The sequence below is a fragment of the Carboxylicivirga agarovorans genome, from assembly GCF_050589845.1.
Lineage (GTDB): Bacteria > Bacteroidota > Bacteroidia > Bacteroidales > Marinilabiliaceae > Carboxylicivirga > Carboxylicivirga agarovorans.
Genome location: NZ_JBNGPA010000008.1, coordinates 193,526 through 215,637, shown reverse-complemented (window position 1 = coordinate 215,637; position 22,112 = coordinate 193,526). Strand labels below are relative to the sequence as shown.

The following is a 22,112-nucleotide window of genomic DNA, read 5'->3' as shown; positions in this document are numbered from 1 at the left end:
CAAAAAAATGATCACAATGAAGCAGTTGATAGTATTATTTGGTCTTTTAGCATTAGGTCTGGTATCGTGCCGGAAAAGCAATGATTACCCGGTTATAAACAATGGAGCAGAAGGTATTTTGCCCAATGGAATTAAATACTATGTTTTAAAAACACCATGGGTCAAAGGCAAAGCATCATTGGGCATGGTTGTCAATACAGGTAGTTTATACGAAACACAGGATGAAATAGGTTGTGCTCACTTTCTGGAACACATGTGTTTTAAATCGGTGCCGGGGTATAATGGTAAAGATAAGACCCTCGATTTTGTTAATCGTGGGGGCCTGAATATTTATAACGACTGGCAAGCGTTTACCAGTGAATATACTACGGTATATAAATTTATTTACCCCATAGGAGATGATGAAACGCAGGGCGAAATGATCAATTTCATCAACGGGGTGATTTCCGGAATGGTTTTTAATGAGGAAGCCATCGAAATAGAGCGCCAGGTTATATTGAAAGAAACTGAGACATCCTACGCCAATTCACCAAATAAAAATTATTCAGGAGGCTATTTTGAGCATCACCGAACATTAGGCGACTCGGCACAGATTGCTGCTATTACAGGAGAAAAGCTGAATCAATTTTACCGTAAATGGTACCGTCCTGAAAACATTGCCTTGGTTATGGCCGGAAATGAACCGCTTGATCAGATGGAACAACAGCTCATTAAAGCTTTCTCGCATACCAGGTGTGTGGTTGATTCGGCATTACCAAAAGCTTTTTTACCAATAAACGAAAGCAATATCGATTTATATGCTTCTCGTCACAATACAAACAAGATCAATGCAACAGTCAACTATCGTTATCAACGCTCAGGAGTAAGAAATAAGGAAGATCTGCACAAATCCTTGGCGCATGAGATGACAGGTAATTTATTGAAAGGCGCGCTTGAGCAAAAACGGGATTTTAAAGTAAATATCGGACATGGTATCAATCCAGGCATTGTTGTTAGTTTTACTTGTAAGGACTCGGCTGATTTTCGCACAAAGTTAGAAACCATTGGCAACACCATATCACACCTGAAGTACAAAGGTGCGGATCAGCGATTAATAGACCAGGTTTGGAAAGAGTATCCGTCTGTTTATACTAATGCCATGAAAATTGATACAGTACCAGTGCTTAATACGGTCTTATCCAATGTATTCCGCTTTTTTACCCATGACAGGCCCTTTACGCAACCGAAGTATTTTAAGAAGCTGGTAAATAATGAGGGTACATCACTTAACCCTGCTGATATTAAAGAAGCTGCTATTACCATCTTTAACCAAACATTGGGCATGGTGGCCGAATTTCCGGATTACGGAAAGGCATGGGAATCGAAAATGCTGAAGGTGCTGGATTCATCAAGCAACAAACCGGAAGCAAACGTTGAATTAGGTGTTCCCCAAAAGATACGTTTTAAACGTCCGGAACCCAAAAACAGGAAAATGTTACCGGTAAAAGCTTCTAAAGAATATACATCATATGTATTAAATGAAAAAATACTGGAAAACGGAGTATATACATACACCTTATCTAATGGGATGAAATTGGTGTGGCTGAGAAATAGCCGCGAGAAATCACTTTTGATAAGCATCGACAACGGTATTCAGCATGTTCCAGCTCAATACAGGGAGTTTATGCGTCTGTTTTCGACTGTAAACATTGATAGTGTGTCAGGGGTGGATAAGGAGTTTTTGGATAAGCAACTATTCGATTGGGGATTACATAGTGGTATTCATCCTCGGTTAGGAGAAAGAACGATAACTTGTAAAATTAATTGGAGCTTGGATAACACAAGCTTCTTATGGCCTTACCTAAACCTGTATTATAAAGGCATTGGTATTAGCGATTTCGAGTACCAAAAGAATCTTGATCGCTTTAATGACAAGGCTGATATAAAGCCGAATAAGAATACATACTATTTTTTTATGACTGGTTCAGAAGTTCTTCCAACACCTGCACCGGGAGACAGAAAGATACTTTCAAAAAAAGAGCTTGAGGACTATTTCAACAGGCTTAATAACCCTGCGAATACAACTATATGTATTCAGGGAGAAACAGATATAGAAAAAATGATATCGTGGATGGGGAGTATTCCTGTTAAAGGGACACTATCTGCAGGTCAGGGGCAATCATGGTTGCCGGAGTCGAATATGATAATAAAATCAGAAAAGGCAAGAGCGAAAACCTTGAATGTCAATCGCCTTTATAAAATGCATCAAGCTGAGTGGAGCCTGAAAAATTACCTGCTCAATGGTATGTTTGAAGAGTACATGAACCGCCAGTGTCTGCGCATACTGCGCAACGAAGAAGGCCTGGTATACGCCTGGGGTAGCAGTTCATACTCAGGAAAGGAGCCGCATGCCTTTACCACAACAAGTATCCGCTATAAAATAGTGCCCGAACTAAGAGATCAATCCTTACAGGTATTAAACCGGATTTGTGACGATGTCAAAGAGAATGGTATCCATGAGGAGGAGCTGAGAGGCCTGAAAAACAGAGAGTGGAACCGCTACCTCGATTCATGGAATGCCGAAAAGGAGCGACTGGATTTCTTCAACTACCAGCTTAAAACCAAGGGGCGTTTATGGGCCGATAAAGAGGTAAAAAGCACCATAGAAAGTATTAGCTCCCGGGAGCTAAATGACTTTGTGCAAAACATGCTTGCACAGCCTTCAGTCACTTTAATTAATTGATCACCCTGCTAAGGCTGATGACTAAATACAATAATTCATTATTAAAAAATACATACTGATGAGATTCTTAATCATTGCACTAACTGTTTTTATTGCGGCTCAAACAGCCCGAAGCCAGGGAATAGAATTTACCCTTAATCCAAAGTGGGACAAGGTCATTAAGAAAGCCAGGGAAATGGATAAATACATTTTTGTGGATTGCTATACCAAATGGTGTGGGCCATGCAGGAAATTAAATGAAAACGTTTTTCCGCAAAAAGCTATTGGAGAATTTTATAATCAACACTTTATTAATGTCAAGTACGATATGGAAGAACCCAATGGCATAGCTTTCAATAAAGAGTACAAGGGTGAGGTAAGGGGCTATCCGACCTTACTTTATATCAATCCCAATACAGGTCAGGTGGTTCACAATGTGGTGGGTTATAAAACTGCTGATGTGCTGATTGCAGAAGCTCAAAAGGGTCTGAACAATCAAGGTTTGGTAAGTTTACAAAAACGCTATGACAGCGGGGAAAGGGACCAGGAATTTATGTTAAGCTATGCTGCTGCTCTGGGTGATGGTGCCAGGGATCAACAAGTGTACGATGTGCTTGATGAGCTGTTCAGAAACGGTGGTGAAGATTTTAAATTAACGGATAAGGAATGCTGGGAACTCTACAGTAAATACATCGATAAGCTTAACTATGGCTATGTACAATATATCATACAAAACAGGTATAGGTTCTATAAACTGCCATATGTTGACAAAATCAGTCTTGAAAATAGAATTAAATACTGTGTGTATGCTGAAATGAAGAGTCTGTTCAGTGTAAGGGTGCAGGAAAAGGAATTCAGCTATGTTTTGCCCATTGATGATGACAAACTTGCATTGGTGAAGTCAAACCTCAAATCCCTGAGGTCACTCCAGAATCTGGAGTACATTCATTCCCTGGTATATATTTATGAATTGCTGAAAAACGAACAGTGGGAGAAGGCTTACTACGCCATGAATGCCGCTGTGGGATTTAAGTTCCCATATGCCAGGAATGGCTGTCTCGACATTTTTGCATACATCGTTCAGGAATGTGATGATAAACATTTATTGGCCATCATTTTGAAGAGGTACAAAGAATTGCAGGAGGAAAGGAAGAAAGAGTTCAGGGACTATAATATTTACGGATACATTGCCTTAACAGCCGATAAACTTGGCTTGAAAAAGGAAGCAAAAGAAGCCCGCAAGACATATGAGATTCTCAAAGAAAAACGGATAAAGCAGTTTGCAAAGATGAAGGAAAGGGCTGAAGAGAGAAGAGAGAGGTGAGAGGTGAGAAATGCGCAATAACCCAACTGCATAATCCTGAATGGACAGAGACCAGTTTGCAGTTGGCTTTAACCGGAGTGCCTCATTTTGCCATTATAAACCCGGATGGAAAGCTGATAATTAATAATGCTCCCAAGCCCTCATCGGGTATACCGGAGCGATTATTAAAAGCAATGGCCTGTAAAGTCAAATAAGACAAAACAGGCTGAAGTAGAGGTTTTAAGCCGATGATAAGGCCTCTTCTTTACAAATATTACTAAAACACATTAAACCGTATAAGTTATGACAGTAAAGTTTAAAGTGCAGGAGAGAAGCAATCCTCAAAAGAGGGGTGAGAAAAAGTACTATATACTACCTGTTCGTACAGGGACCATAAAGCGGACACAGCTGGAGACTGAGATTGTGGAGCTGACATCATTAAGTAAAGCTGATGTCCGTGGTGTTTTAATAACACTTTCTGAGCTTATTGCCAAATATATAACCCTTGGTTACAATGTGTCAATTGAAGATGTAGGCACGTTAAGTTTACGTGTTTCCAGTGAGGGGAGTGAGACTCCGGAGCAAGTAACAGCATTAAATGTGCGAAGCACAGGTATAGGGTTCAGAGCTGCTACCTCACTGCGTGACGGCATTGAAAAGATCAAATTTGAAAAAGAATAATATACACCTTTTGAAAGCTTAAACCTTTGCGCTCAAAAGGTTTAAGCCTTCGTCTTAAAAGGTTAAACCTTTCAATGCCAAAGGTACTACCTTTCAGCTCAAAAGCTTAAACCTTTCAGGTAGTACATGCTGTCATCAATAATCATATTCTTTTTAATTGTGAGTCAGATACCAACGAGAGGAGTTAAAAAAAGGCCGGTGAATGTGAGTGAACAGGTGTATGCTGTCACAGCTTAATTTGCCCATAAATACAAGTATAGAAACAGATAAGTGAACTTAGTTTTTATTGATCACCCAAGAACAACAATAATGTACAAAACAACCATTTTTATTATCAGCTTAATAGTAAGCTGGACATCATTACTGTCGCAACAATTTACTGATTTAACGCAACAGGTACCTCTAAATGCAGCCATTAAAAAAGGCGTATTACCCAATGGACTTACTTACTACATATGCCATAATAACAAACCCGAAGACCGGGTTAACTTTTACATCTACCAGAATGTAGGTGCTGTGCTTGAAAACGAAGAACAGGATGGATTAGCGCATTTTCTGGAACACATGGCTTTTAACGGTACTAAAACATTTCCGGGAAACAGCTTAATAGATATGCTGGAACGGAATGGTGTCAAATTTGGAAAAGATCTGAATGCCTATACGGCACAAAACGAAACCGTGTACAATATTAACAATGTACCATCTGCAAATAAAGAATTAATAGACTCTTGCCTGCTGATCTTAAGAGACTGGAGTAATGAGCTTTTATTGGATGTGGATGAAATAGATGCAGAACGGGGTGTTATATCTGAAGAATGGAGAACACGACGCAATGCAGGATTCAGAATACGCAGAAAAACAGGACCGACCATTTACAACGGTTCCATATATGCCTACCGGGATGTTATTGGCGAACTGGATGTTATAAAAAACTTCAAACCCAAAGAATTAAGGGATTTTTATCACGATTGGTACCGAACCGATCTTCAGGCTATCGCCGTGGTGGGTAACGTAGATACTGATGTCATAGAAAGAAAGATAATTGATTTGTTTTCGCCCATTCCGGCAGTTGAAAATCCCAAAGAACGTAACACAGTGATTATACCTGATAATCCGGAACCGCTTTATGTGCTGGCAACAGACAATGAAGTAAGTTCCATAAACATTGCCTTAAGTGTTCGTTATGAAGATAAGTCTGACAATACGATTGGTTCGTGGCGACAATCATTGGTGGACGGTTATTTTAGTTCACTTATTAATGCCCGCATCAGGGAAATAGCACAAAAAGGGGATGCACCTTTTGATCGTGCAAGTATCGGATTCAGTTCCCTGGCAAGAGGCTATAAAACATTCAAAGTAAGCGTTAGTGCCAAAAAAGGTAAAGAAGCTGAGGCATTTGAAACAGTATATACCGAGTTGCAGCGGGTTATAAACCATGGGTTTACTGCAGGTGAGCTTGAGCGAAGAAAAACCAACAGTTTAGTATCGGCTGAAAATGCTTATAAAAGAAGAGATGAGAAAACCACAGAGTCATACTGTAATGCCATAAAAGCAGATTTCCTTAATAACAGATCATCGCCTGACCCTGAGTTCAGCTATCGGTTTGTTAAAGAGATTGTACCTGGCATCAGTCTCGAAGAGGTTTCAGGCGCAGCTACTGCCTATTTGCGCGATCTAAACAGGGTATATACGGTTATAGGTCCTGAAGAAGAGGGGTTGAACCATATGTCGCAACAAGATATTGAAGCCATTATTGCCCGTATTGAAGCCAAAGACCTGGAACCATATGTTGATAATACACCGGTAAATTCATCACTTTTAAAATCAACTCCTCAGGGCGGAAAGATTGTTTCAGAGAAACCACTTGATGCTTTTAGTGCGACAGAATGGACACTATCCAATGGTATCAGGGTGGTGTATCGTTTTGCCGATTATCAAAAACGTAGTGTTAGCTTAAGAGCGGTCAGTTATGGAGGTACCAGCCTGTACCAGCCTGATGACCTGCCTTCGGTCAGTGCAGCTGCCAGCTATGTGAGTGGCTTTGGCTTAGGACAATATGATCCGGTGCAGTTGGGTAAAGTTTTAACTGGGAAGACTGCTCAATGCAGTTATAAACTGGGCAGTTTTACAGAGTCGATCATGGGGGCGTCAACACCTGAAGATATTGAAACCATGTTCCAGTTAATGTATATGCGCTTTAACGAACCTCGCTTTGATGAAGAAAAGTTTGATAACCTGAAAGAACGGGCCAGGGAGCGACTTAAGAACAAGGTTGTAACTGCTCAAACAATAATGAGCGATACCATGAAGGTTATAATGGCCAATGGAAATCCACGTTCACTAAAATTCGATGAGGATTATATTGATCAGATCAACTTTGAGCGGATGAAGCAGATATACGATGAACGCTTTGCCAATGCTGGTGATTTCACTTTTTTTATTGTCGGAGATGTTGATGCCGAAATACTTAAGCCAATGGTTGAAAAGTACATTGCTTCTTTAAGCAGCACAGCCGACAGAGAGACCTGGGTCAATAATGGTTCCTATTTTCCAAAGGGTAAAAACATGCACCGGATTTTAGTGCCAATGGAAGAACCTAAGGCAACAGTTGTGATACAAATGAAAGCAGGTACCAGGTATTCACGGGAAAACATTATTTATCATTCGATATTGGGTTCCATACTGAACCTGCGCTATACCGAAAACATCCGTGAAAAAGAGGGAGGCACATATGGTGTAGGTGTAAAAGCATCTACATCGCGCATTCCACAAGTGACAAACAGCCTGAATATTAGTTTTGATTGTGATCCTGAAAGGGCTGACTATTTGAAAGCGCTCGTATATAAAGAGCTTAATGTGATACAGAAGAAGGTGGAACAGACTGATCTTGATAAAGTGGTCTTAAATATGCAGAAGAACAGTCAAAATAAAACAGAGTACAATTCATATTGGATGTCTGCCTTACTAACCTGGTATGATTCAGGAGAAAATATATTGGAACCTGATTATTTGGATGATATAGTAGATAAGGTGAGCACCGCTGATATTGAAAAGGCCGCCAGGAAGTTCCTGAAAAAGGCCGATACAGTTGAGGTACTGTTCTTGCCAGAAGAATAGAGGTTTATTTGTGTTAGTTTAAAACCCATGGTGTTGCTAACGACATTGTGGGTTTTAATTTAAGGGTATTACCTTTGAGTGTTCGGAAAGATCTCAAGGTTCACAATTATAGTAATTTGCAAGCTGTAAATCAGCTCTCCTCCTAGCAAAGGAGAGGGGAGGTGGTTTTATACCTTTTTTATATATTAGTTTTCAACAATATAAGAAAGATATGAATTGCCATTAAGGGCATGGCAACTTTATCGTTAACACTTGGTCTTGATAAGGGCATACGACGATTAAGTGTGTGGAATATGTGTATTGCCTTTATCCTGTTGATGTTTGATATCGTTTAAAGGTCTTCCGTAGTCATATCAGACAATAATTAATGTCGTACATTACTAGGCAAGCAATTAAAGGTCTTTTTAAAGCTTTTAGTGAAATGACTTTGGTCGTTAAAGCCTAATGAAAGAGCAATATCTATTAGCGAGCGTGAAGTCGACTCCAGTAATCGATATGCTTCGTTTAAACGCTCTGCCATCAAATATTGATATGGTGGCATACCAAATACCTTTTTAAAGTTAGCTCTTAGTTTACTCTCTGACATGGCAAACGAAGTACTTAATGTTTCAATATCAGGAGGTGATTCAAGAGATTTTGATAATAGCTCTTTAATTTCGAAGAGTTTACTTAACTCAACATCAGGTATGCCGTACTTTTCTTCATTATCACTACGCTTATATAGCTGTAAAAAGAAAAGTGTACTTAGTTCAATAGATTTGGCGGAGATTAATCCCTTTTTACCAATATCAAGTTTCTGATATGAAAAAATATCTTTTATTAGTTTGGAATATTTTGGGCTCATATTTTCAAAAAGAACCCAGGGAGATGTATTCTCAATGATTGTGTTCAAGCTTGACCACTTAGATTCCGTAAAAGAATTCCATTTATCAATAGGTATATGAATAGCAAGCCATTTTATGCTCTTATTTTTGTGAATTACAATTGTTTGTTCTGTATATGTATTAAATAAACTAGCTCCATTTTCTTTCCCCTCTCCAATAGCAGTTGATTCATTTCCGTATTGAATATTCGACTCTAAAATAAATCTAATAACCAAAGATTTTAATTGATTAGGCTTGACTGTAATAGTAGTGTCTATACCAAACTGACATTCGCACAGGACAAAATGAATATCTCCTAAAAAATCAATGACTTCGTAATTAAACTCATCAATGTCGGATATAAAATTATAGCCATGCGTTGTTATCAGACCATTGGGGAATATGAGTTGTAATTGGTCTAAAATTGATTTTTTAGAATCGATAAAACTGAGTTCAAAATGCCTCATTAAATTCTTCGTTTGATTTTTAGTTGAAGGACCTGCAAGTAATAATATGGAAAAGTTCTTGTGTGTATTTTACATGATCAAACACTTAAGGTCCGATGTGAACCAGTAATTTTTAGCTTATTTATTTCTACCTGATTTTTATAATGTCAATTTGTACAATTGGTGTATTGTTTTTTACAATTCTAAGGATCTTGATACTTACAACTTTGTAATGTAATTAAAAACTAAAAAGAAACGAAATGAAAACAGTAAAGAATAATACAGTCGAACAATTGAAGAGAAAGCTAAGCTGCAGAAATAATTTGCTAACAAAGTTAGTAGTGATTCTATTAATTGTTTTTGCAAACGATATGCTGGCCCAGGATGAAAAGTCGGTTAGCAATCATCGTATTAGCGAATATATTCATTGGTATCCTGCCATTAAACAAGCAGAAATGCGAGATAAGTGGGAGCAGAATCACACATCAGGAGAATGGCAAATAACAGGACTCGTTAGTCCGGAAGACAGAACAGTTATAACCCCTCAGGCTGATGTTAATTATAGTTATTCCTGGTTTAATATTTCGGAGGAACCGGTTGTAATTACTATGCCTGAGTACAACAGGTATTACTCATTATCAATTTTTGATATGCATCATTTCATGAATGTTATTGTAAGTCCTGAGAAGCCTGTTGTTGTTAAACTTCCTCACCAAAAAAATCCCATAGAAGACTCATATGAGATAGTGTTGCATACAAATCAGGGACTTGCATTTACCAGACAGGTTGTTATAGACAATGAAGATGAAGTATTGAAACTGGCAGAACAAATAACCATTGAAGGAGGTGGAGGAAATAAACCATTTATTATTCCCAAGTTTACTGATGAAGAGATAGCTGTGGGCGAGAAGGCGATTGTAGATTATTCCATGAAAGTATCTAATGGAAGGAATTTGTTTGGTTCTAAATACGAGGGAGTTGGTGACTTAGATAGAAGTGCAGGTGTGTTTCTTGGTCAATTGGGAACTCAGGCATACGTTGTGGATTATGCACAATATATTCAAGATCAGTTTGGGGAACCTCTTAATGGTGAAGATAGTTATGAGATTGTTGTGCCTGCAGAATCATTTATAAGAAATGAAAAGGGATATTGGTCTTTGACAATTTATAATATGGAAGACAGATACCTGATACCTAACGATCAAAACAAGTATGTTATTAGTTCGTATAAAGCTAAGATGAATCAAGATGGAACAATAACCATTCGAATTAACCCTAATGGATTAGGTGAAAATGCTTTACCTTCGAATGGAAAGAACTTTTACGGAGTATTTAGAGTTTATGAACCCAAAGGTGATCTGGTATTTCCTAAGATACATAAGGTGGAGTAAATACTTTAATATCCAGAATATCAAGGTAACGAATGACAACCTGTAGACCATTGTGTTTAATGGTGGTTTTTTAAACTCAAGATCTGAATTTATAAGCTTGTAAAATTTACAGAGATTGTCTTAGAATACCTGGTTTTCTCAAATCTTCTTTAATAAGTCAGTTAAACTTTAAATATCACCCGTTACAAGTGTTTGCAGATCAGCTTTGTGTGTTAATTATTGTACTTTATAGCACTATTTCATTAAATAACAATTGAATGTCAAATAATTAGAGTATGTTTGTCGATGAATTATAACTTCAATATAAATAAAAATGAATAAAGGAAAAGTAAAATTCTTCAATGACTCAAAAGGTTTCGGTTTTATCACTGAAGATAATGGTAAAGAGCATTTTGTGCACGTTTCAGGGTTAATTGACGAAATCAACGAAGGTGACGAGGTAGAATTTGATCTGCAAGAAGGTAGAAAAGGTTTAAATGCCGTTAATGTGAAAGTAGTATAACTATATAACGTTTTATTTGTATCGAGAAGAGGGGATTCAATTTAGAATCCCCTCTTTTGACATATGGTGATTTGCTGTGTGGCCAGAATTGTGAAAATTCATCATGATATTTTGTAGAGACTTGATACTATCTACTCATTGCTTATGTTGTGGTATCATTACACATTTGCCTCGGTTGGTATCAAAACAAATGGTATAATCTATACATCCCAGTTAATGGTAAGGCTAATTTCATCGGTAGATGCATTGCTTAAGCACTCGCCTGCAGACGGTTTGTATACAAATACCAGTTGCAGGCTGCCTGATGTGTTTATATGCCCTGCCAGATCTCTTATATCAAGGGTATGATCGCCCGTGTTATCAAAGGCTGCTACTGGCAGACTTGTAATTGCATTACCACTCGCATCGGTGCCCTGCTTAAATGCCCAGGTTCCATTGCCGTAATAGCTCATTAAACTGTACAGGTTTACAAGAGGGTTGGTGTTGGCACATACATCTACTTCTTTATCGTTTAGCTCGTAGGTATCGCTGACGATTACATGCAGGTAGCCTTTATTGCTTAAGTGCTGTGTACAATATTCTTCACTTACATTAAAACCTATTTTAAGATGACTGTTATTGCTATAGTCACTTAAATTAAAAGCTGAAGCATCACTAATATCCGTACTTTCGCCTACAACACGGTAAGCACCTGTTATGTTTGCCTGCCCGCTTGCAGTCAGGATGGAAGGCTCAATTATTTTACTTATATCAAGAGTAGTATTGAGACAGGCAGTTATACGAGTGTCATTAATACTAAGATGGTCAGGCATAGTAGAGCCTCCATCACTAATATCGAGGTAATCGCCATCATTGCCATCTTCGCCTGTTGTTCCGTCACCCCAGCCTGCATCAATTAATTCTTTGCGGGCCATAGTTCCTGCGCAGTATTTAATGCCATCGGCACTAAACTCCACATTATCGTTTGCTGTATTATCTTGCACCTGTTCGTTCCATTCTATCAACATTTTATCATAGTTGGCACTGCTTAGTCCGCTATTGTCGAGCATGTTACCTGCATTGGTCAATGAGCCTATCTTCCACTGGCTTAGATCGCTATCAAAAGAACTCGCATCACAGAAAATATAGCCCATTGTGGTCACCTTACTCACATTCCAGCTACTTAAGTCACTTGTAAATTGACCGGCTCCATAGAACATTGCATACATGTTGGTCACTTCACTCACCGTCCATTTACTTAAATCGCAGTTAAAAGAACCAGCATCACGAAACATTGACGACATAGTGGTAACTTTGCTCACCGTCCAGTTACTTAAATCGCTGGTAAACAAATGAGCCCCATAGAACATGGAAGCCATATTGGTAACATTATTCACCTCCCATGAGCTTAAATCGCTTGTAAAAGCGCGGGCTCCACAGAACATGGAATACATATTAGTAACATTGCTTACATCCCAGTTGGAAAGATCTCCCTCAAATAATGTAGCTCCATCGAACATGTGCCGCATACTGGTAACGTTACTTAAATTTGGTTGATCCGTAGCATTACAGGTGAGGTTTGCACAACCGAAAAAACTACCTGCCATATTTATCCACTCAATATCACCCCATTGCTCAATGGTTAGTAATTTATTTTTGAGACTTGTTGTACTTCCTCCAAAGTAAATGCGAGGAAAATCACCACTTATTTTAACTGTATATGTACCTGCTGCGCTATAGGTATGCTCAAAGGCATCACCGTCAGATAACTGTTCAATGGTACCATCGCCCCAGTCAACCATAAAGTTATAACCTAAGCCCTCGTGAGGGATGGTTATTTTTTTATCGGCATCAGTTACTTCCCAGGTGGTGGTAAAAGTACCGCTACAATCTTCTCCGGCATCATAAATATTGGTAACACTATTAAATGAATTATCAATTCTAGTATCTCCCCAACCATTTGTCAATAAGTTAGTCCGGGCACTTTTTCCCATACAATAACTGATTCCTTCTGCACTAAAGGCTACTCCTGTTATTTCGTTGGATGTACCAAGGCTTGCTACTACCTGATTATTCCAGCCTATTAACAGTTTATCGTAGTTTGTAGTACTCATACCACTATTATTGAGCATACCGCTTGCTGTAGTGAGTGCGCTTATATCCCAGGCACTTATATCCTGATTAAAGCCTGATGCGCCACTAAACATATTATCCATGCTTGTGACTGAAGCGGTTTTACTGCCCCAGTTTAATGGCTGACCCCCATTATTGTAAGCAGGGGCAGTTGTAAACATTGAATTCATGTTTCTAACACTGCTTACATCCCAAGAGCTAATATCCTGATTAAAAACAGTTGCCCCCAAAAACATTTCGTTAACAAACTCAACCTTACTTATAGTCCATGAGCTAATATCCTGATTGAAGCTTACAGCATTTCTAAAAACTTTATCCATACTGGTTGCACTTGTGGTAGTCCAGGTTAAAGGCTGACCACCATTATTATAATCGTCGGCTCCATAAAACATTGCTGTAAATAGTGTAATATTACTTACATCCCAACTGCTGATATCCTGATTAAACTTTTTAGCATCACCAAACATAAAGCCTGCCCTTTGAAAGCTACTTGTTTTATTGCCCCAGCTTAAAGGCTGCCCCCCATTATTGAAGGCTGTGGCTTTATAAAACATATACTCAACATCACTAACATTACTTACATCCCAGTGCGATATGTCTGCATCAATTACCGAACAACCCATAAACATGGCTCTTAAGCTAATTACATTGCTTAAGTCAGGTGCATCGGCTGCATTTAGTTGTAAATTACTACACCCGTTAAATGCATGCGCCATACTACTCCACTCAATATCACCCCATCGCTCAATGGTTTGTATTTTAGCTTTATCACCACTATTGTTAAAGTAAATAACAGGAAAGTCACCACTTATTTTAACTGTATATGTACCTGCTGCGCTATAGGTATGCTCAAAGACATCTCCGTCTCGTAAGCTTTGTACAGTGCCGTCTCCCCAGTCTATGGTGAACTTATAACCCGTATCTGAGGTAGGGATGGTTATTTTTTTATCACTGTCAGTTACAGTCCAGGTGGTGATAAAAGGGCAACCCTGACCGGCATCGTTAATAGTCCATTGTGAACCGTTTGAAGCTAATAAGTTGGCACGGGCTGAAGCTCCCTTACAGTAATTAATACCTGCTGCTCCCAGGGCAATATTGCGATTGCCCAATGACTCACCGGCTGTTTTAGCACCTTCCACCTGTTGGTTCCATGCTGTTAGCAGATTATCGTAATTTTCCATGCTCATACCACTGTTATCGAGCATTTTGGCAGCACTGCTAAGGCTACTTATTTCCCAGGAACTTATATCCTGATTAAACGATGATGCGCCAAAGAACATAGAATGCATAGTAGTCACACGATTTACCTCCCACTTACTTAAATCGCTGTTAAAGGATATTGCTCCTGTAAACATATGACTCATAATTGTAGCACTATTTACCTTCCAGTTACTGATGTCCTGATTAAAAGATGTTGCTCCCTCAAACATGGAGAAGAAATTAGTATTCTTACTAACAACCCAATTACTAATATCGCCATCAAATGATGTGGCATCTTTAAACATACCTTCCATATCAGTAATAGTGCTAACATCCCAGTTACTCAAATCGGCATTAAATGAGCTGGCACCAGAAAACATGTACCTCAATTTGGTCACATTACTTAGATCAGGAGCATCGGTGGCATTATTGGTAAGGTTAGTACAACCAATAAATGCTTGATCCATACTGTTCCACTTTATATTTCCCCATTGCTCAATGGTTAGTAATTTATTTTTGAGACTTGTTGTACTTCCCCCAAAGTAAATGCGAGGAAAAGTACCTGATATTTTGATTGTAATTGTCGAGTGTCCGGCAAACTCATCAGATGTAAATTCACCTGTTTGATTTGGGAGCCACTTAATTCTGCTACCATTCTCATTGAGTATTTCAATATTATACTTATAGACGTTGTAACCAGTAGTAGGTCCATTAGCGATTGGTATGGTTATACTGCCCCCATCCGGTGCCCAGGTGGTGATAAACTCATTTTGTGCCCAAAGGTTCATGCCCGATAGCAGCACAATAATAATACTCAAATAAACTTTTGGCATAACTTGGTTGAATTATTGAAAAAAATAAGGAAGGGATGTTTGTTTTACTCTTTGGATAAACCTGGCGTATAAGGCGAGTGTGAATTAGCATAATATGCCACACTATCGATAGCCTTTAACTGGCTTGCTGAATATGTTGTTTGTTGTGCAGAATTTTTCAATTTCATCATTTGTTGTATTGCAGGCTTATAAAAATTACGAAGACAAATTTAGATGGATTGAAGCTGATATGAGGTAGTACTTTTACCCATTTTATATGGGAATTATTGGTACTCCATTTGCGTAGAGGCATGGGGAAAATTAGTAAAATCCATACTAATAATTAGTAATTATGAACGATGTTTAGCAAGTGCTGTTGTTCCTAAAAGCATTGCCTGGCAAAGGGTAGAGGATGATTGAGTTGTCATTCTCGAAAAAGGGTTTCAAGTGGGGGGTGAGTTAATATGATTTATATCATGATTATTTAAGGCAGTATGTTGTAAGAGAGGGTTGAGATAGTGAAAATGCATAGTAAGGCCTTAGGACGAAGTGCCTACACTAAATCTTTCAGGCAACAACAAGTGCTGTACAGGCATGTCCTGAGCTGGATAAGATGTGGAGCATCCAATGGAGAATGATGTTCTTGTTGGCTTGAAACCAGATCAACCAGGGGGAGTTTTAATCGTTATTTAAGGTTGTAGAATTCAATATATTCTGTAGGTGTCTTACCAGTTATTTTCTTAAATGTCCGATAAAAAGAAGTTTTTGAATTGAAACCGGCCAGTTCTCCTATATGCAGTAAGGTAATTTGTTTGTGTTTGCCTTCTTTTAAAAGACGGATAGCTTCTTTAGTTCTGTAATCATTAATAAAGTCGTAGAATGATTGATTGAGTGAACTATTTAGTAGCTCTGAAATGCGATGTTTTGATAAGCCGGTTCCATCAACTAATACTTGCGCATTCATGTCACTTTGAAGGTAAGGTTTATCAACATCCATAAATGTAAGGAGTGTTTTGATATCTTCTTTTTCCTTATCGCCATCTTCTGCTTTTGTTCTTGTTTTTTGAGCATCGGCATTCTGTTTTTCACTGGAAATTATGGATTCCAATCCTTCTGTAAAACCAAACAGATGAGGTTTGTTGAGGGTGAAGGTTCCCATCCAGATGGTTAACATGGTTAGTCCAAGGTAAAAGATATTGAAAAGATTAAAAGGCAAGGAAAAATCAAATATTCCGATAGCGACAGCAGAAGAGCCAATTGACCATAGTACTACATTAATGATCACAAATTGCTTTATCCATTTAATAGCATTTCTTTCTGCATTTGAAAGTTTACGTTTTCTAAAGTATTGAAAATGATGGATTAGTCGTATGGATAAAATGGTATAAAAAATACCCTGGCTCATAATTAAAATGTTGCCATAGGAATAGAGTTTAAGCACATACCATGGTAAACCATTAACCCGCGCTAACATTTTTGCTTCTCCGCTTTGAAAATAAAATGGAGCCAAGACCAGAAAATAGATGGCAGCTGGAATAAAGTGTATGTATATTTTTGAGAAATGGCGGGCTTCTTTATATAAGTATGTTTTAACATATAAGTAGATAAGAGGAAAGTATAGCCAGGTAAATCCTGAACCGATGCCGTATAAATGAGGAAAGCGATTCCAAAATTCATCGGACTGAAAGACGAAAATAAATACTGTAAAAGACCAGGTGAAGATAAGGGTTCCTAACACTTTATTGGCAAAAAAGCTTTTGGGATAGAACCAAATAATAAAGGATAGAAGAAGGGCAATCAGTGCACCCGAAATTAATATAATGTCAAACAAATTGTCTATAACCATCGATAACAGTCATTTTTTATAGATGTTGAAATCTAAAGCGTATAACGTCAAGCAAAATAAATGTACCTCAATTTTTTAAGAAGGGAAATATTTAAAATCAATTCACATCCTAATTATTGAGTTATGTTGTCCTATGTTTTTTTCTACAGTGTCTGATTAATTCATTTATCGACACGTGAAAATAATACAATTTTGGTGTTATCAGTGCTACTATCGGCATTTTTGAGTTGGACCACTAATGAAACATCCTGCGAAGATATAATAGTCTGATATGCAGGATTAAGGGAGGGGTTTCAATAGCCCGTTAACAGTGCCAACGGAGCCAATGGAACCCTCAATTTTGCAATGGAACCTTGTCTTAAAACCATAAATCTAGTTTTGGGTATTCAATTCTCCACTTCGGGGATTTAATATAGTTAAACTAAAAACAGAAAAATTTATGGTTAAGAAGTTTCTATCATTATTAATGATTGCAGCTGTAATGTTTACAGCATGTAATCAGGATGAAATTGATTCACTAAAAAGTGATGTAAGTGAATTAGAGGAAAAAATTGAGCAAATGGAAGCTGATAAAGCTGCTTTGATGACTCAAATAGAGAATTTAGAAACACAAGTTGGTGACTTAACTGCTGCTAATACTTCTTTGCAAGCTGATTTGGATGCATTGACTTCACAATTAGCTGATCTGCAGGCTGAGTTAGATGCTGAAAAAGCTAAAATCTTTTATGGTGATGTGATTACAGCTGAGCAATATGCTGCTTTAGCTGAAGCAACAGGAGCTACCGTTATTATTGGTAATGTTGTTGCTGAAACTGCAGAACATGCAAGTACTTTGGCTAACATTGCAACAATTGGTGGTAACCTGGTAACGATGGTTAACTTACCAAATCTTGAAATGGTATCTGCTAACATGAGTGTTGAAGGTATAACTGTTGAAGAGGGTGCAGATTTAATTGCGATTAGCTTTAATATGCTGAAAACAGTTGGTGGAGAATTCCTTGTTAATAAAAACGATGGTATGGGCTCCTTAGAGGCCGGAGAACTTCTTTTTGTTGGTGGTGATTTTACCATTACTGGTAACGGATACATAGGAAGTGTTAGTTTCGTTAAGCTTACCGAGGTAGTAGGTAACTTCAAAATTTATGGCAACTCAGCAAGTAGTGGTGGCATTAATCCTACTTATAGTGGTTTGTCTGTTATTCAAGGAGATTTTACTGCTTTAACAACTATCGGAGGAGATTTTGACCTTACTGGTAATAAAAATTTAACGACGGTTAAGGATTTTAATGCAGTAACATCGCTATCAAAAGAAGGCGTAAAAATTAAAATAGGAAGTAATCATAGTAAAGGTGTAGCCTATGATGTGTTTGGTTCGTTAACTTCTCTTACAAAGGCAGATATAGGATTTTATCCAAGTGCTGCTTCCGTATCTGGTTTTAATGCATTGACAGATGGGGTTTATAAAGTTCAACTTTCGGCAACCATGATGGTATCTGGTGATGAAAGCTTTACACCTTGTGCATTAAATGCATTTAATGCTTTGGTGAGTGTGGAGTACCAATTAGATCTTAGAGCAAAAGACGTATCTGATTTTAACGCCTTAGCCGCATTTACAGGACCAACAGGTATAACTGACCCGGAAGCGTACAACTATCAGCAAACAAAAGTCTCAATTTACGCTTATTCGACACAACCTACTCATCCTGCAAACGGATGGACATCAGATTTATCTGCATTGAATACTTACTTTAATAAAGTTAAAGCTGGTGATTTTGATGATGCTCAGTTCCATACTGTTGAGTTTAAAAATAATACAACAAACGTGTACCGACAAACGAAGTATGGCACCACGGGCACAACAACAGACCGCGATAACTACATTGACGCAGTTACTGCTACACCGGCTCTATAGCCAGCTTAATTAAGATAATAACAATTTACAATATCCACCGGAGCAAAAACTCCGGTGGCTTTCAGCTAACATATCTTATTTACAATAGAAAATAGGAGTACCTAACCTATTGTGTAAATGCTTAAGGAAATAAAACATGAAGTATAATTTTTACTTAACACTTGTAATGTCTTTACTGTTTAGCGCTTCGGCTCTTGGGCAGGGCAGAATGATTTCAGGTGTTGTTACCGACGCTGCAACAGGTGAATCATTGCCTGGTGTAAACGTACTCGAAGAAGGAACATTAAACGGAACGGTCACCAATTTTGATGGGCAGTACACGTTAACCGTTAGTGAGGGAGCGAAATTTCTGGTGTTTTCATTTATTGGTATGGAGGTACAAACTATTCCTATTGAAAGACAAACAGAGATTAATGTGCAGCTTAGTGCCGATGTTACTGAGGTGGAAGAAGTAATGGTAGTAGCCTATGGAACCACTACCAAAGAGGCCTATACAGGTGCTGCACAAACTGTCAGGAAAGAAATTATTCAGGATCGTCCGACCAGTTCTGTCGCAAAAAGCTTACAGGGAACCACAGCAGGTCTTCAGGTGAGTAGCTCATCTGGCCAGCCTGGCTCAAGTCCGGCCATCCGTATTCGTGGAATTGGTTCATTAAGTGCGGGAAGCTCACCCTTATTTGTTGTTGATGGTGTACCTATTGCAGGTGGATTAAACGATATTAATCCCAACGACATTGAAAGCTTAACTGTATTAAAAGATGCGGCTGCATCATCATTATATGGTTCACGTGCAGCGAATGGAGTTATCATCGTAACAACAAAAAGCGGGCAGGAAGGAAAGACTCAGATCTCCTTTAATTTTCAAACCGGAGTTAATACCAATATCTCCGAAGGATATCGTTTAATGAATTCAACGCAGTTTTATGAGCAGAGCTGGTTGGGCCTGTATAACCAGGCCTTGTATGTTGATGATTTAACGGTTGAACAAGCCCGGCAATTTGCTCATGACAATGTACAGGGAACTGTTGGTTTTAATCCTTTTGATATTGATCAACCATTGGATGATAACGGAAAGTTGATTCCAGGTACCCAGTTGAATACCAATACAGACTGGCGCGACCAGGTTTATAAAACCGGTATTGTTCAAAACTACAATATGAATGTTGCGGGAGGAACCCAATCAACAAAAGTCTATTTTTCCTTAGGTTACTTTAGCGATAGTGGTACTGTATTGGCTTCAGACTATGAGCGTTTTACGTCTAAGTTAAATGTGAGTCATAAGGTTAATGATTTCATTTCTGCAGGAATGAATACACAACTGACCTATTCCAGGTCTAATGTATTACCAGCAGGTACTGCAGGTGCCAACCCGGTGCGTGCTGCTCAAATTATAAATGCTGCTTCACCGGTGAAAAATGGAGATGGCACATACAATTTCGAAAACAAATCGGTATTTGACTTTAACCCGGTTGCATTGGCCGAAATGGATATTCGCCGGGGAACAGGGATGCGTAATTTAACAAGTGCTTTTCTGAATTTGAGGTTTCACAGGAACCTGTCATTTCGTACTACAGGAAGTATGGATTACAGCTCTGGTAAGAGCTTAACATATCTAAATCCGGAGCATGGAGATGGAAAAGCTGTTAACGGTCGTTCAACAGAAACAGCGACTGAATTTAGAGCCTGGAATATTTCCAATATCCTTACCTGGAGCAAAAAAATGAATAGTTCATCAATTGAAGTGCTGGCAGGACAGGAAGCTATTGGCGAGAAAAGTACTGCATTAAGTGCTGGAGTAACTGATTTTGCGATACCAGGAAAGCCAGAATTGGTTTGGGGTGCTGATCCGGAAACTCCTGCCAGTTCAGTGAGTGAAATGCGCATGTTATCGTTCTTATCACAAGCGAAATATAATTATGGGGGGAAGTACTACCTAAGTGCCAGTTTACGTGGAGATGGCAGTTCTCGTTTTGGTGAAGATAACCGTTTCGGACTATTTTACTCTGTTGGCGGTAGCTGGCGTATGAGTGAGGAGGCATTCATGGGTGGTATTAACTGGCTTAACAACCTTAAATTACGTGCCAGTTATGGTACTTCGGGTAACAATAACATTGGTAATTATGCCTCTTTAGGCTTGTATTCAGGAGGATTCAACTATGGTGGATATCCAGGACTGGGAGCTTCTCAGTTGCCCAATCCATTGATTCAGTGGGAAAAGATAACAAGCACAAATATTGGCCTGGAATCGCAATTATTTAAACATTTTGGGGCCACAGTGGAATTCTATCACCGTCAGTCAGATGGCTTATTGTATAACGAAGGCTTATCCTCACTGTTTGGTTTTACATCTATCACCACCAACCTTGGAGGAATGCAAAACACGGGAGTTGAAGCAACCTTGTCTTATGATATTCTTCGAAAAAGGGCTTTAAAATATGATGTATCATTAAATATGTCGACCAACAAAAATGAGATCCTGGACTTGAAGACTGATCGTGTTTTAACCGGTACGAAAATATTAGAGCCGGGTGGCGATATCTACCAGTTTTACATGCGAGAGTGGGCCGGTGTTAACCCCAATAACGGCCGTCCAATGTGGTATACCAATGCCGAACAGGATGATAAGGAAAGCTCAGAACAGCCTGATTCTGCCTTTGAAGATCCCCTGGGATCTGGAAAAATGGTAACAAGTGAATATGGAGATGCTGAACGCAAGCGCATGGGATCGGCTTCTCCCAAGGTATTTGGAGGCTTTACCAATAACCTGGCTTACAGAAATTGGGATTTAAGCTTTTACTTCTATTACAGTTTAGGTGGTAAAATATACAACAACGATTACATTTCAAATATGCACGACGGTAGCAGTCCGGCAGATAACCTGGCTTTAGAAGCTCTAAACAGCTGGACACCTGAAAACCGATATACTGATGTGCCCCGATACCTTAAAAGTAATCAGGATCAGGGGAATGCCACCTCTTCACGATTTATCGAAGACGGCTCTTACTTACGATTAAAAAATATTTCTCTTGCTTACAATCTAAATCCTGATTGGACAAGAAAATATGGTATTGACAACCTGCGCCTGTTTATGTCGGCCGAAAATGTATGGACATTAACCAGTTTTAAAGGGTACGACCCTGAAGTGGCTTTGAGTGGAACAACAAACGGATATATTCCTGGAGTTAAGAGTATCACCTTTGGTTTAAAAGTGAATTTATAACAGCTT

At 38.6% G+C, this 22,112-nt stretch carries 14 protein-coding genes; 10 read left to right on the top strand and 4 right to left on the bottom strand.

The genetic code is table 11. The annotated features are described in order from the left end of the window. Positions 1-16: 16 nt before the first annotated feature. From ACRD69_RS11045 to ACRD69_RS11020, 6 genes are all read left to right on the top strand, one after another. On the top strand, positions 17-2,722 hold the full coding sequence (locus ACRD69_RS11045) for an insulinase family protein (RefSeq protein WP_430815144.1): 2,706 nt from the start codon (positions 17-19) through the stop codon (positions 2,720-2,722). A 58-nt stretch (positions 2,723-2,780) separates the two neighbouring features. Continuing rightward, positions 2,781-4,025 carry a thioredoxin family protein gene (locus ACRD69_RS11040; RefSeq protein ID WP_430815143.1) on the top strand — a complete coding sequence of 415 codons (1,245 nt, stop codon included), beginning with the start codon at positions 2,781-2,783 and terminating at the stop codon, positions 4,023-4,025. Next, a complete protein-coding gene (locus ACRD69_RS11035; RefSeq protein ID WP_430815142.1) occupies positions 4,022-4,219 on the top strand; it encodes a hypothetical protein in 198 nt (65 codons plus the stop codon). The genes ACRD69_RS11040 and ACRD69_RS11035 overlap by 4 nt, the downstream gene beginning before the upstream one ends. An 88-nt stretch (positions 4,220-4,307) precedes the next feature. Then, on the top strand, positions 4,308-4,685 hold the full coding sequence (locus ACRD69_RS11030) for an HU family DNA-binding protein (protein ID WP_430815141.1): 378 nt from the start codon (positions 4,308-4,310) through the stop codon (positions 4,683-4,685). A gap of 309 nt (positions 4,686-4,994) precedes the next feature. Further along, positions 4,995-7,802, top strand: a complete 2,808-nt coding sequence (locus tag ACRD69_RS11025) for a M16 family metallopeptidase (protein WP_430815140.1) — start codon at positions 4,995-4,997, stop codon at positions 7,800-7,802. A 230-nt stretch (positions 7,803-8,032) separates the two neighbouring features. Continuing rightward, complete coding sequence (locus tag ACRD69_RS11020; protein ID WP_430815139.1) at positions 8,033-8,137, top strand: hypothetical protein; 105 nt, start codon at positions 8,033-8,035, stop codon at positions 8,135-8,137. A 29-nt stretch (positions 8,138-8,166) separates the two neighbouring features. Here ACRD69_RS11020 and ACRD69_RS11015 read toward each other — a convergent pair whose 3' ends face one another. Beyond that, positions 8,167-9,132: a helix-turn-helix transcriptional regulator gene (locus ACRD69_RS11015; RefSeq protein ID WP_430815138.1), complete on the bottom strand. Its 966-nt coding sequence runs from the start codon at positions 9,130-9,132 to the stop codon at positions 8,167-8,169. 239 nt (positions 9,133-9,371) lie between these two features. Here ACRD69_RS11015 and ACRD69_RS11010 point away from each other — a divergent pair, with 239 nt between their 5' ends. Continuing rightward, positions 9,372-10,502 (top strand): DUF1214 domain-containing protein, encoded by a 1,131-nt coding sequence (locus ACRD69_RS11010; protein ID WP_430815137.1) that lies wholly within the window; start codon positions 9,372-9,374, stop codon positions 10,500-10,502. 313 nt (positions 10,503-10,815) lie between these two features. Beyond that, positions 10,816-11,004 carry a cold-shock protein gene (locus ACRD69_RS11005; RefSeq protein WP_430815136.1) on the top strand — a complete coding sequence of 63 codons (189 nt, stop codon included), beginning with the start codon at positions 10,816-10,818 and terminating at the stop codon, positions 11,002-11,004. A 200-nt stretch (positions 11,005-11,204) separates the two neighbouring features. On the opposite strand, the gene ACRD69_RS11000 is transcribed toward ACRD69_RS11005, so the two are convergent. From ACRD69_RS11000 to ACRD69_RS10990, 3 genes are all read right to left on the bottom strand, one after another. Further along, entirely contained in the window at positions 11,205-15,149 is a 3,945-nt protein-coding gene (locus tag ACRD69_RS11000) for a BspA family leucine-rich repeat surface protein (RefSeq protein ID WP_430815135.1), read from the bottom strand. Between the two features lie 44 nt (positions 15,150-15,193). Beyond that, positions 15,194-15,316, bottom strand: coding sequence for a hypothetical protein (locus tag ACRD69_RS10995; RefSeq protein ID WP_430815134.1), 123 nt, complete (start codon positions 15,314-15,316; stop codon positions 15,194-15,196). Positions 15,317-15,813: 497 nt separating this feature from the next. Further along, complete coding sequence (locus ACRD69_RS10990; protein WP_430815133.1) at positions 15,814-16,974, bottom strand: helix-turn-helix domain-containing protein; 1,161 nt, start codon at positions 16,972-16,974, stop codon at positions 15,814-15,816. Positions 16,975-17,413: 439 nt separating this feature from the next. Between ACRD69_RS10990 and ACRD69_RS10985 the strand changes: the two genes are divergently transcribed. Together ACRD69_RS10985 and ACRD69_RS10980 are read left to right on the top strand one after the other, a co-directional pair. Further along, positions 17,414-18,886 carry a hypothetical protein gene (locus tag ACRD69_RS10985; protein WP_430815132.1) on the top strand — a complete coding sequence of 491 codons (1,473 nt, stop codon included), beginning with the start codon at positions 17,414-17,416 and terminating at the stop codon, positions 18,884-18,886. Between the two features lie 136 nt (positions 18,887-19,022). Then, complete coding sequence (locus ACRD69_RS10980) at positions 19,023-22,106, top strand: SusC/RagA family TonB-linked outer membrane protein (RefSeq protein WP_430815131.1); 3,084 nt, start codon at positions 19,023-19,025, stop codon at positions 22,104-22,106. Positions 22,107-22,112: the final 6 nt, after the last annotated feature.

Bases quoted from the DNA above. Each gene is read 5' to 3' on its own strand.
- ACRD69_RS11000 (WP_430815135.1), bottom strand. From the start codon at position 15,149: ATGCCAAAAGTTTATTTGAGTATTATTATTGTGCTGCTATCGGGCATG.
- ACRD69_RS10985 (WP_430815132.1), top strand. From the start codon at position 17,414: ATGGTTAAGAAGTTTCTATCATTATTAATGATTGCAGCTGTAATGTTT.
- ACRD69_RS10995 (WP_430815134.1), bottom strand. From the start codon at position 15,316: ATGAAATTGAAAAATTCTGCACAACAAACAACATATTCAGCAAGCCAG.
- ACRD69_RS10980 (WP_430815131.1), top strand. From the start codon at position 19,023: ATGAAGTATAATTTTTACTTAACACTTGTAATGTCTTTACTGTTTAGC.
- ACRD69_RS11010 (WP_430815137.1), top strand. From the start codon at position 9,372: ATGAAAACAGTAAAGAATAATACAGTCGAACAATTGAAGAGAAAGCTA.
- ACRD69_RS10990 (WP_430815133.1), bottom strand. From the start codon at position 16,974: ATGGTTATAGACAATTTGTTTGACATTATATTAATTTCGGGTGCACTG.
- ACRD69_RS11020 (WP_430815139.1), top strand. From the start codon at position 8,033: ATGGCAACTTTATCGTTAACACTTGGTCTTGATAAGGGCATACGACGA.
- ACRD69_RS11025 (WP_430815140.1), top strand. From the start codon at position 4,995: ATGTACAAAACAACCATTTTTATTATCAGCTTAATAGTAAGCTGGACA.
- ACRD69_RS11005 (WP_430815136.1), top strand. From the start codon at position 10,816: ATGAATAAAGGAAAAGTAAAATTCTTCAATGACTCAAAAGGTTTCGGT.
- ACRD69_RS11045 (WP_430815144.1), top strand. From the start codon at position 17: ATGAAGCAGTTGATAGTATTATTTGGTCTTTTAGCATTAGGTCTGGTA.
- ACRD69_RS11015 (WP_430815138.1), bottom strand. From the start codon at position 9,132: ATGAGGCATTTTGAACTCAGTTTTATCGATTCTAAAAAATCAATTTTA.
- ACRD69_RS11030 (WP_430815141.1), top strand. From the start codon at position 4,308: ATGACAGTAAAGTTTAAAGTGCAGGAGAGAAGCAATCCTCAAAAGAGG.
- ACRD69_RS11040 (WP_430815143.1), top strand. From the start codon at position 2,781: ATGAGATTCTTAATCATTGCACTAACTGTTTTTATTGCGGCTCAAACA.